The 11,665-nt window shown below is 59.8% G+C and carries 11 protein-coding genes; 9 read left to right on the top strand and 2 right to left on the bottom strand.

What is annotated here, in order from left to right; genetic code table 11:
- Positions 1 to 81: 81 nt before the first annotated feature.
- Entirely contained in the window at positions 82 to 2,355 is a 2,274-nt protein-coding gene (locus ABWV79_RS03835) for an NADP-dependent malic enzyme (RefSeq protein WP_353390519.1), read from the bottom strand.
- Between the two features lie 185 nt (positions 2,356 to 2,540).
- On the opposite strand from ABWV79_RS03835, the gene ABWV79_RS03830 reads away from it, so the two are divergent.
- From ABWV79_RS03830 to upp, 7 genes are all read left to right on the top strand, one after another.
- Positions 2,541 to 3,209 (top strand): hypothetical protein, encoded by a 669-nt coding sequence (locus ABWV79_RS03830; RefSeq protein WP_353390517.1) that lies wholly within the window; start codon positions 2,541 to 2,543, stop codon positions 3,207 to 3,209.
- Positions 3,184 to 4,275, top strand: coding sequence for a cupin domain-containing protein (locus ABWV79_RS03825; RefSeq protein WP_353390516.1), 1,092 nt, complete (start codon positions 3,184 to 3,186; stop codon positions 4,273 to 4,275). The genes ABWV79_RS03830 and ABWV79_RS03825 overlap by 26 nt, the downstream gene beginning before the upstream one ends.
- Before the next feature lie 89 nt (positions 4,276 to 4,364).
- Positions 4,365 to 4,751 carry a cytidine deaminase gene (locus tag ABWV79_RS03820; RefSeq protein ID WP_353390515.1) on the top strand — a complete coding sequence of 129 codons (387 nt, stop codon included), beginning with the start codon at positions 4,365 to 4,367 and terminating at the stop codon, positions 4,749 to 4,751.
- 3 nt (positions 4,752 to 4,754) lie between these two features.
- A complete protein-coding gene (locus ABWV79_RS03815; RefSeq protein WP_353390514.1) occupies positions 4,755 to 6,062 on the top strand; it encodes a thymidine phosphorylase in 1,308 nt (435 codons plus the stop codon).
- The gene (locus tag ABWV79_RS03810; RefSeq protein ID WP_353390513.1) at positions 6,059 to 7,270 is read left to right on the top strand and encodes a phosphopentomutase; all 1,212 of its coding nucleotides are present in this window, start codon (positions 6,059 to 6,061) and stop codon (positions 7,268 to 7,270) included. Before ABWV79_RS03815 ends, ABWV79_RS03810 begins: the two co-directional genes overlap by 4 nt.
- On the top strand, positions 7,267 to 8,253 hold the full coding sequence (locus ABWV79_RS03805; RefSeq protein WP_353390512.1) for an adenosine deaminase: 987 nt from the start codon (positions 7,267 to 7,269) through the stop codon (positions 8,251 to 8,253). Before ABWV79_RS03810 ends, ABWV79_RS03805 begins: the two co-directional genes overlap by 4 nt.
- Positions 8,250 to 8,882 (top strand): uracil phosphoribosyltransferase, encoded by a 633-nt coding sequence (gene upp / locus ABWV79_RS03800; RefSeq protein WP_353390511.1) that lies wholly within the window; start codon positions 8,250 to 8,252, stop codon positions 8,880 to 8,882. Before ABWV79_RS03805 ends, upp begins: the two co-directional genes overlap by 4 nt.
- 6 nt (positions 8,883 to 8,888) lie before the next feature.
- On the opposite strand, the gene ABWV79_RS03795 is transcribed toward upp, so the two are convergent.
- The gene (locus tag ABWV79_RS03795; protein WP_353390510.1) at positions 8,889 to 9,902 is read right to left on the bottom strand and encodes a hypothetical protein; all 1,014 of its coding nucleotides are present in this window, start codon (positions 9,900 to 9,902) and stop codon (positions 8,889 to 8,891) included.
- A 148-nt stretch (positions 9,903 to 10,050) separates the two neighbouring features.
- Between ABWV79_RS03795 and ABWV79_RS03790 the strand changes: the two genes are divergently transcribed.
- Both ABWV79_RS03790 and ABWV79_RS03785 read left to right on the top strand, forming a co-directional pair.
- Entirely contained in the window at positions 10,051 to 10,986 is a 936-nt protein-coding gene (locus ABWV79_RS03790) for a DMT family transporter (protein WP_170752302.1), read from the top strand.
- A 23-nt stretch (positions 10,987 to 11,009) separates the two neighbouring features.
- Entirely contained in the window at positions 11,010 to 11,642 is a 633-nt protein-coding gene (locus ABWV79_RS03785; RefSeq protein ID WP_353390509.1) for a sulfotransferase family 2 domain-containing protein, read from the top strand.
- The last annotated feature ends 23 nt before the right edge of the window (positions 11,643 to 11,665 follow it).

Genomic DNA, 11,665 nt, shown 5'->3' with positions numbered 1-11,665 from the left:
GCTGAGCAAACAAGTCTCAGAATCATACCGGGCGCCTTAGCTGGCGCCCGGTTCGAATTATTGAGAGATCAGGTTACACGACTACCCGTAGTGGGTAACGGGCGTACCCGCTATTGCGGCCATGTTCAGCAACCCACGCGCGGTGATTGATGGCGTCACAATATGCGCCTTGTTGCCCATCCCCATCAGGATCGGCCCAACCTCCAGCCCGTCCGCCTTCATTTTAAGAATGTTTCGCACGCCACTGGCCGCGTCGGAATGCGCGAAGATCAACACATTCGCGGCACCCTCCATGCGGGAATTCGGGAAGATGCGCGAGCGCAGCTCGGGGTCTAGCGCAAGGTCAAGATTCATCTCGCCTTCATAGGTAAAGTCACGTGGCTCCGAGTCCAGAATATCCAGCGCCGCCCGCAGACGTTTGCCTGACCCTTCCGCCTGATTGCCAAACTGGGATTGCGAGCAAAAGGCGATTTTGGGTTCAAGCCCAAAGCGGCGCACGTGACGCGCTGCCCCGATTGTGCTTTCGGCCAGTTCCTCGGGTGAGGGCAGTTGCCGAACATGGGTGTCAGCAATAAACAACGGCCCGTCTTCCAGGATCATCAGCGACAGCGCCCCGTGCGGACGTAAGTCTCCGTCGCTCAAAATTTGTTGCACATAGTTCAAGTGCCAGCGGTACTCGCCAAAGGTTCCGCAGATCATACTGTCTGCATCGCCCCGATGAACGGCAATCGAGGCAATCGCAGTGTTGTTGGTCCGCATGATCGCCTTGGCCAGATCAGGCGTAACGCCACGGCGCTGCATCAGTCCGTGATATGTATTCCAATAATCATAATAGCGCGGGTCGTCTTGCGGGTTTACGATCTGGAAATCCTCACCCGGCCGGACGGTCAGACCCAGCCTTTCGCATCGGGCATCGATTACATCGGGACGACCGATCAGAATCGGGGTCTCGGTAGTTTCTTCCAAAATAGCTTGGGCTGCGCGCAGGACGCGCTCGTCTTCGCCCTCGGCAAAGACGATCTTGCGGGACGCGGCCGAGGCGGCCTCGAACACCGGTCGCATGATCAGCGCCGATTTGAAAACGGTTTGGTTGAGCTGTTCTTTATACGCTTCGATATCGGCAATCGGGCGTTTGGCCACACCGCTCGCCATAGCGGCCTTGGCCACCGAGGATGACACCACGCCCACAAGGCGCGGGTCAAAGGGTTTGGGGATCAGATAGTCGGGACCGAAGGTCAGTTGTTCACCCTTGTAGGCGGCAGCAGCCTCGGCACTGGTGGTGGCGCGGGCCATTTCGGCGATACCGTCGACACAGGCGATCTGCATCTCATCGTTGATCTCGGTTGCGCCAACATCCAGCGCGCCGCGGAAGATGAAGGGAAAGCACAGGACGTTGTTCACCTGATTGGGAAAGTCGCTGCGGCCCGTGGCGATGATTGCATCCGGCGCAACTTCGCGCGCAGCATCGGGCAGAATTTCCGGGTTCGGGTTGGCCAGCGCAAAGATGATCGGGCGGCTGGCCATTTTCGCGACCATCTCGGGCTTGAGCACATTCGGCCCGCTTAGGCCAAGGAACAGGTCCGCATCCCCGATCACGTCATCCAGCGTGCGCAGATCGGATTTCTGTGCGAACTGGTCCTTGTGCGGATTCATATCCTCGGCGCGGCCTTCGTAGACCAGACCGTGAATATCGCACAGCCAGATATTCTCGCGCTTGACGCCTAGCTTGACCAACATGGACAGACAAGCAATCCCCGCCGCCCCGCCGCCGGTCGAGACGACTTTGATATCTTCGAACGATTTGCCGGCAACGTGCAGCGCGTTCTTGGCGGCCGCCCCCACAACGATGGCAGTGCCGTGCTGGTCGTCGTGAAAAACGGGGATATTCATCCGTTCGCGGCAGATTTTCTCGACGACGAAGCAGTCGGGGGCTTTGATGTCTTCAAGGTTGATCGCACCAAAAGTGGGCTCTAACGCGCAGACGATATCAGCCAGCTTTTCGGGATCGGGCTGATCGACCTCGATATCGAAACAGTCAATATTAGCGAATTTCTTGAACAGAACGGCCTTGCCTTCCATCACTGGTTTTGAGGCCAGCGCACCGATGTTACCCAGTCCCAAAACCGCCGTCCCGTTTGAGACCACCGCCACAAGGTTGCCGCGAGCCGTATAAAGCTCGGCATTTTGGGGGTCGGCCTTAATCTCAAGGCTCGCTTCGGCCACGCCGGGTGAGTAGGCGCGCGCCAAGTCGCGACCGTTGGCCATCGGCTTAGTGGCTTTGATCTCTAGCTTTCCGGGCTTTGGATGGGCGTGGTAGTCAAGCGCGGCCTGCCGCAGGCTGGGGGTGTCAGACATTGGCGATTTATCTCCGTTCCGAAATTTGATTGACCGTTAAACCATTTTTTCCGGCTTGGCTACGTTACGTCATTTTGCAGCATGTTTTCGGCGACATGAGCGCGTGAGTTGCATTTCAATTCAAAGTAACTAGTTTCGAGCATCTTCGAAAACCTGTCTTTCAGACGCAAGAACAAAGGCCAGACATGAGCTTTAATGAGGATCTCCGGACTGATTCCAAAGGGCATATTTACTTTGGGCTTCCTGCTGCTCTGGCCGCAATGGCGCTTGTGTTGGTCGTTATCTCTATCTGGCCGGAACAGGCATCGCGTTTCAACCAAGAGGGCGGCTTGATCGAGACTGGCTCGGCTTTTGCTTTGCTGGCGGCGGGCTTTGCGGCGTTTTACCGCTTTCCCGGCGTCAAGCGCCTGTACATCGGCGTCGTGTGTCTTCTGTTGGCCGAGCGCGAGCTTGAAGCGGATGTCTACTCGGTTGGAACCTTTCCTCATACGATCCTCAGTGGTTTGGACGTGATGCTGGACATGACTGCCGTGCGCATAGTGCTGGCGGTGATCGTGTTGGGTGGGTTGATTTGGCACGGAATTCCGACGGGTTGGCGTGCTTTGAAGGCACGCGCGCCGTTTTTGCTTGTGTTTTTCCTGGCGGGGATGTCGGCGGTGGTCGCGCAACTGCTGGAAGAGGTGTCCGGGATGATGGGCGCGGATATGTCTCAGACCATGATACTGCGCCTGTTTGTGCTGGAAGAAACGCTTGAGATGTTCTTTTCGATTGGCATTCTGGCCGCTGTTCTGATCGGATGGCCGAAAGCCAAGACCGAAGAGACAGTGAATGACCAACAACCAGACCAAAGCTGAGATTCGTCTGCCCACGCAGGAGCTGCGCGACGATATCCCCTTTTTTACCAAGGTGCTGGGGATGCGGATGGATATGATCTATCCCGCCGATGACCCTCGGGTGGCGGTGTTTTCCGGCCATGGGCTGCGGTTGCGTGTCGAAAAGGACGCGCCGGAAAGTCCCGGAACTCTGCGCATACTGACCGATGACCCCGACAGCTTTGCCGACGGGCAGCGCAGCCTAGTGGCCCCGAACGGCACAAAGATCGAGATTGATGAGCTGAATCCGCCCATGGTCATGCCCGACACCGTTCATTCCTTCGTGGTGCGCAGGCTCAAGGATCAGGCCCCGTGGATCATTGGTCGCGCCGGCATGCACTATCGTGATCTGGTGCCTGACCGGCTGGGCGGATCGATCATCGCCAGCCATATCCGCATTCCTGATGGCGGGCCTGTGCCGGACATGGTGCATTTCCACAAGGTCGGGTTCCAACTGATCTTCTGCATCTACGGCTGGGTGGATGTGGTCTATGAAGATCAGGGCGACAAGATGCGCCTGACCGCTGGTGATTGCTTTATCCAGCCACCCGAAATCCGTCACCGCGTGCTTGAGGCCTCGGACAATGTGCAGGTGATAGAGATCGGCGTGCCTGCCGAACACGTCACCGAGATTGACCACGACATGGACCTGCCCACTCAGCACTACCGCCCCGATCGTGAATGGCAGGGGCAAAAGTTCGTCTTCAATCGGGCCGAAGGCGCGGATTGGGTGCCGTTCCGCCTGCCGGGCTATATCTGCCGCGACACCACGATTGCGGAAAACACCAAGGGCGTGGCCGGGGTGCAGGTGGTGCGCAAAGGGCAGGGTGATCCGCAATGGGCTGCCCACGACACAGATATCCATTTCACCTTTGTAATGAACGGCGCGGTCACGTTAGAGGGTGAAGGGCGCGAGCCATACCCGCTGGAACAGGGCGACGCGTTTGTGATCCCTCCGGGGATGCGGACGCGCCTGTCGGACCCGTCGGATGATGTGGAACTGCTTGAAGTAACGCTGCCCGGCACGTTCAACACACGGCTGGAGTAAGAATTGCGGCGCGCGGGGCTTCACCTTGGTGCCTCGTTTCACTAGAACAGTATTTTTCTGACCAGATGATCAAAAATTGGGGAATCGCCATGAGCCTGAAAGACGCAGCCCTCTTAGTCCGCGAAAACGCCTATGCACCCTATTCCAATTTCAAGGTCGGAGCGGCGATCCGATCTGCCTCGGGCGAGATTTATTCCGGATGCAATGTCGAAAACGTGGCCTATCCCGAAGGCACCTGCGCTGAAGCAGGGGCGATTGCCGCCATGGTTGCCGCAGGTGAGCAGGAACTGACCGAGGTTTATGTGGTTGCCTCATCGCCTCAGCCCGTGCCGCCCTGCGGGGGGTGCCGTCAGAAACTGGCCGAGTTCGGCAAGCGCGAAGTCAAGGTGACGCTGGCCTCGGTCGAAGGGTCTGAGATGAAAACCACCATCGGCGATCTGCTGCCGGGGGCCTTTGGCGCCTCGCATATGGAGTGAGCCATGGACGCCCGTTCGATCAATGCCAAGCTGCGCCGGGGTCAGGTGCCCACGGCCGAGGAATTGCGCTGGTTCGCGCAAGGTCTGGCTGATGGTGGCGTCAGTGACGCGCAGGCTGGGGCCTTTGCAATGGCCGTTTGCATGGGTGGTCTGGGCGCGCAGGGCCGCGCTGATCTGACCGTTGCGATGCGCGACAGCGGCGACGTTCTGACATGGGACGTGGATGGCCCTGTGATCGACAAACACTCGACCGGAGGGGTGGGGGATAGTGTCAGTCTGGTGCTTGCGCCTGCACTGGCTGAGATGGGAGCCTATGTTCCAATGATCTCGGGTCGTGGGTTGGGCCATACCGGCGGGACGCTGGACAAGCTCGAGTCGATTCCGGGCGTGACCACTCAGATCAGCGAAGATCGTCTGGCGCAGATTTTGCGCGAAACCGGCGCGGCCATCGTTGGTGCAACGGGGCAGATCGCCCCTGCGGACAAGCGGCTATATGCAATCCGCGATGTGACGGCGACTGTGGAAAGCCTGGACCTGATCACCGCGTCGATCCTGTCCAAGAAGCTGGCCGCCAGCCCTGATGCTCTGGTGCTGGACGTCAAGGTGGGTAGCGGCGCGTTCATGAAAACCCACGAAGATGCGCGCAATCTGGCACAGGCCCTGACCCAGACCGCGAATGCTGCGGGATGCCGGACCTCGGCGGTGATCACGGATATGAACCAACCTCTGGCCCCGGCGCTGGGCAACGCGTTAGAGATCTGCGAGGTCATGAAGGCCATGACCAACGGGCGCAACACGCCCTTGGCCGAAATCTCGGCCGAGTTGGGCGGCGTTTTGCTGGTTGATGCCGGGATGTGTGCGACCTTGGATGAGGGGCGCGAGAAACTGGCCGAAATTATCCGCTCTGGCCGCGCGGCCGAAAGGTTCGGGCGCATGATGGCCGCCGTCGGCGCGCCACTGCATTTCGTCGACAACTGGTCGCGGTACTTGCCCGAGGCCAGCGTGATTCTTGAAGTTCCTGCGCCAAGCACGGGCTATGTCACTGCGATGGATGGCGAAGCGTTGGGGCTGGCCGTCGTTGCGCTTGGCGGCGGGCGGCAAGTTGAAAGCGACGTGATCGACCCCGCCGTTGGAATTTCCAATATCGTCCGGCTGGGCGACAAGCTGGACAAAGGCGCGCCGTTGGCCGTTATCCACGCCGCGCGCGAGGACGCGGCGCAACAGGCGGCGCAGGCCGTCCTGCAGGCGATCAGCCTCGGGCCGGACAGCCCCTCGCTGCCGGGGATCGTGCATGAAAGGATCACCGCATGACCCGCGCGTTTCTGGTCGTGATGGACTCGGTCGGCATCGGCGGCGCGCCGGATGCGGATCACTTTTTCAACGGCACGGTGCCCGATACGGGGGCCAACACGCTGGCCCATATTGCGCAGGCCTGCGCTGACGGGCGGGCCGAGGATGGGCGCTCGGGCCCGCTGCACTTGCCTCATCTGGACGCTTTGGGGCTGGGGGCGGCGACCCGTCTGGCCTCGGGTGCGGATACACCGGGGCTGCGGGCGGAACCGACCGGCCTATGGGGCTGCGCGCGGGAACATTCGCCGGGTAAGGACACGCCCTCGGGCCATTGGGAACTGGCCGGGCTGCCGGTGCCGTGGGACTGGCATTACTTTCCGGATACGCAGCCAGCCTTTCCTGCCGACCTCAGCCGGGCCGCCGCCGAGGCTGCAGGAACCGACGGCATATTGGGCGATTGCCACGCCTCGGGTACGGCTATCATTGCAGACCTGGGCGCCGAACATCTGCGCACCGGCTGGCCGATCTGCTATACCTCGGCTGACAGCGTGTTCCAGATCGCGGCGCATGAGGAACATTTTGGCCTCGACCGCCTGCTTGAAATGTGCCGAACTCTGGCCCCGCGCCTGCATGAGATGAAAGTGGGCCGGGTCATCGCGCGACCATTCGTGGGAACGCCGGAACAGGGCTTCACCCGCACCACCAACCGCAAGGATTTCGCCATCCCGCCGCCCGCGCCGGTTTTGACCAACTGGGCGCAGGATGTCGGGCGGCGTGTGCATGCGGTGGGAAAGATCGGTGATATCTTCTCGATGCAGGGGATCGACGCATTGCGCAAAGGCTCGGACGCGGAGCTGATGCGTCACCTCTCCGATCTGGTCGATGAGGCGGAAGAGGGCAGCCTGACCTTTGCCAATTTTGTCGAGTTCGACAGCCTCTACGGCCACCGCCGCGACATCAGCGGCTATGCAAGCGCGCTGGAATGGTTTGACCGGGAAATCGGTGCGATTATCGCCCGTCTGCGGCCCGGAGACATGGTGCTGCTGACCGCCGACCACGGCAATGACCCCAGCTGGATCGGCACCGACCATACGCGCGAACAGGTGCCCGTTCTGATCGCCGGGCGAGGCGCGGGCCAGGTCGGCGCAGTGAATTTCACCGATATTGCGGCTAGCATCGCACACCACCTGAACATCCCGGCGCAGGGGCCGGGGCGGAGTTTTCTATGAGCGTCGCAGACCTTCCCAAAATCGAATTGCACCTGCACCACGAAGGCGCGGCCCCGCCTGCCTTTATCCGGCAGTTGGCCCATGAAAAGCGCATCGACCTGAGCGGGATTTTCAAACCCGACGGCAGCTATGATTTCCGCGATTTCGCCCATTTCCTCAGCGTGTATGAGGCCGCCTGCGAAGTGCTGAAATCGCCCGAGGATTTCCGCCGCCTGACACTGGCCATCCTCGAAGAAAGCGCGGCGAACGGAGTGGTTTATTCGGAAACCTTCCTCAGCCCCGATTTCTGTGGCGGCGGCGACCTGCACGCCTGGCGCGACTACCTGACCGCCATTCAGGACGCGGCGGATGAGGCCGAGCGCAAATACGACATCACCCTGCGTGGGGTCGTGACCTGTGTGCGCCATTTCGGTCCTGAAAAAGCAAAGCTCAGCGCCCATTGTGCAGCGGAAACCGCTGGTGATTGGATCACCGGCTTTGGCATGGGCGGGAACGAGGTTATGGGAGCTCAGGGGGACTATAAGTGGTCCTTTGACTGCGCCCGCGAGGCTGGTCTGCGCCTGACCACGCATGCCGGAGAGTTTGGTGGCCCCGAAAGCGTGCGTGATGCTATTCGAGACTTGCGTGTGGAACGTGTGGGCCACGGTGTACGCGCCGCCGAAGACCCAGACCTGATCCGCGAGATTGTGGACCGCGACATCACGCTTGAGGTCTGCCCCGGCTCGAACGTAGTACTGGGGCTATACCCGGATTTCGCGGCGCATCCGATTGCCAAATTGCGCGATGCGGGTGTGAAGGTCACAATTTCCACGGACGATCCGCCGTTTTTCCACACCACAATGCGGCGTGAATATGAGATGTTGAGCAAAGCGTTCGGCTGGGATGCTGAAGTTTTTGCCGCGCTGAACGAAACCGCACTGAACGCGGCTTTTTGCGATGAAGAGACCCGCGCGCGGGTCAAGACAAGACTGGAGAGAACATGAGCGAACACCTGACCGTCGTTGACCACCCGCTGGTGCAGCACAAACTGACGCTCATGCGGGACAAGGGCACCTCGACCGCCAGCTTCAGGCAGTTGCTGCGCGAGATCACTCAGCTGCTGGCCTATGAGGTCACGCGTGAGATGCCGCTGACCACCCGCCATATCGAAACTCCGATGGAGGAGATGGACGCTCCCATCCTGGCTGGTAAGAAACTGGCGCTGGTGTCGATCCTGCGGGCCGGAAACGGGATGCTGGATGGGGTGCTGGAGCTGGTGCCCTCGGCCCGCGTGGGTTTTGTCGGCCTCTACCGCGATGAGGAAACGCTGAAACCTGTTCAGTACTATTTCAAAGCGCCCGAGGGGCTGAAAGACCGTCTGGCCATCGCGGTTGATCCGATGCTGGCCACCGGGAACAGTTCGGCCGCGGCGATTGATCTGCTGAAAGAGGCGGGTGCCACCGATATCCGATTCCTGTGCCTGCTGGCTGCCCCCGAAGGCGTTGCGCGGATGAAAGAGGCGCATCCGGACGTGCACATCGTAACGGCGTCACTGGACCGAGAGCTGAATTCAAAAGGCTATATCATGCCCGGCCTCGGCGACGCGGGCGACCGGATGTTCGGCACCAAGTAAGTCGGATCATCCGCCGCAGATATTCTGCAGCCGGACCCAATCGCGGTCCGGCAGGACCTGCTGTTGGGGACGGCCTGCCATTGGGTCAGCCTCGATCAAGCCCAACACCGTCTCACCGGTTACATCCTTGGCATAGGCAAAAGGTGTCGAGGGCAGAGCGGCTTGGGCAAAGACTTCCAGCAGGTCATCATCCGGCAGGGAAGGGCGGGGCTCTGACAGGACCTCTTCGGTATAGGCATCCACGATGTCGGGCGTCAGTTCGCCGGTTGTCAGCAGTCTAAAGGCAGTGCCCGCTCCGGTGCGGTCCAGCAGATCCTCAAGCGGATCCTGTGCCTGCATTCGTGCGCGTTCTGCAATGATGTACCCGGCGGCAACCGAAGGATCTTCGTGATCTTCGACTAGCGCCCGGTTTAACAACACGATCCCGCCCGGCAGGCTGAGACTGCTTTGCACGCCCGCCGGAAGGATGACGACTTCGCGTACACCTGTGCGTGCGGCCAGTTGATCTAACGCTTCTTGCGCGTCTTCGGACGTGCAGGCCCGCCCCGATACGCGCTCGATCCGGTCAAGGATTGCACCACCGATATCTTGCCGTTTGATATCGGGAACAACCGAGACCACGTGGTTCTGAAGCGCAACCGGAACCCAAAGTAAAAGCAAGGCCAGAACAGCGACAATGACACCCGCAACGCTGAGCCACCGCAAACGCCCGGGATGCGGGCGCGCGCGGTCGATGGCGCGTTGCAAACGGTCTATCGCCTCGATCATGGTGGTTTCGGTTTCTTCCAGCTCCAGCGTCTCATCCGGGTCGCCATCGGGGTTGAAGACCGCCGGATAAACACCCGGATTCTGCCGTTCCAGCGCCGCCAGGGACCAATGTGTCAGCGCCTTGTCATTGAAATCCGAGATCGTCAGTGTGGCTTCGCCGATGGAAACCACGACCTCGCGCCGTTGAACGTCGGGCGAAGGACGCCACAGACCGGTGGCCTCGATCCGTTGGTACTGTTTCAGGGCCGTCATCACGGTGAGAACTGCTCATTATTGATTGAGGTCAGTTTAGCACGCAAAAATCCAGTGGCGCAAACCTGTTGCGCCTGGTTCTGTAAATGTGCTGGATGGTGCAGGGCCTTGGGGACAAGGCTTTATTGGTTTAACAACAAGGCATACCATGTCGCCCGACACGCAGACCTCACCGATCTTGGCCTCGATCCTGATGATAAGCTCGATGGCGATCATTGGGGTGGTGGATAATGTGGTGATCTTGTTGGCCGAGACGATCGGCCTTTGGCAGTTCCACCTAAGCCGCGCCGCGTTGATGCTGCCGTTGATCGTAGGATTGTCGCTATTGGGTTTCGGGAAGTTGCGCCCAAATCGTCTGGGGCCTGTGATGTTGCGCAGTGTGCTGATCACGTTGGCGATGTTGTTCTATTTTGGCGCGTTGGCCCTGATGCCCATTGCACAGGCCTTGGCGGGGCTGTTTACCTCGCCGATCTTTGTGCTTCTGATATCGACGCTGGCGCTGGGGCAAAAGATCGGGCCCTGGCGTATTTTCGCTGTTTTTCTGGGGTTCACCGGCATTCTATGCGTGCTGCAACCGAACCCGTATGAGTTCGATGTAAAGACGCTGCTACCTGTCGCCGGGGGGCTGTTCTATGCGCTGAGCGCTGTCATCACGCGCAGTCACTGCGCAGGGGAAAGCACGGTCGCTCTTTTAGCGGCCATGGTCGTCACTTTGGGGTTGGCGGGGGCAACGGGTGTGATCGCCTTGACGGTGTTTCCGCTGGCATCGCCCGAGGGGCCGGATGGGTTCGTCACACGCGGATGGGTTTGGCAGATTCAACCGGCAATCCCCTGGATCGTCGTTCAGGCCGTTGGATCGACAATCGCCGTTTTCATGCTGATCAAAGCCTATCAGATCGGAGAGCCGTCCTATGTCGCGGTATTCGAATACTCGGTCATGATTTTTGGCCCCCTGTTCGCCTGGCTTGCCTTCGGCCAGTCGGTCGGCGTCATGCAGATCGCAGGGATTGTCCTGATCGCGACGGCGGGCGCCGTATTGGGCTGGAGAGCCGGGCGCACATCCCCCGAAAACGCCATCGCATGATCATTTCCAGGGGTCGGCGATACGTGTTTGTTCATATCCCCAAAAGCGGAGGGACATCGCTGTCTTTGGCTTTGGAAGGCCGGGCTATGAAAGATGACATCCTTGTGGGCGATACACCCAAGGCGCTGCGACGCCGCAAGCGGTTAAAGGCGATGACGGGCGCAAAACGTCTCAGGAAACACGGCGTTTTATCTGATATCGACGGGATAGTATCCGCGGACGAACTTCTGTCGATGTTCACCTTCACTCTGGTTCGGAATCCTTGGGACCGGATTGCCAGCTACTATCACTGGTTAAGGCATCAAACCTTCGAGCACCCTGCGGTCGGGCTGGCTCGCAAACTGCCGTTCACAGAGTTCGTTCTGCACGCTGATACAGCGCGGTCTTTCGCATCCAACCCAGCGCGACGCTATATGACACTGGCGAACGGGGTCGAGCATTGCAGCGCGTATATCCGTTTGGAACAGTTCGAGAAAGACGCCGAGCCTTTGTTCGAACATCTCGGGTTCAGGCTGTCGCTGCCACAATCGAACTGTTCAGACCGTGTTGCAGATTACCGAGGTTATTTCACGCCAACGACACGCGCCGCTGTTGCTGCGACGTGTGCCGAAGATATCGAAAGGTTCGGCTACGGCTTTGATGATTTCGGGATATGATCACGGGTTGATTTGACGTCAAC

This window comes from Ruegeria sp. HU-ET01832 (assembly GCF_040371315.1).
GTDB lineage: Bacteria > Pseudomonadota > Alphaproteobacteria > Rhodobacterales > Rhodobacteraceae > Ruegeria > Ruegeria lacuscaerulensis_A.
The sequence above is the reverse complement of the archived record's forward strand: the minus strand, read 5'-3'. Positions and strand labels throughout refer to the sequence as shown.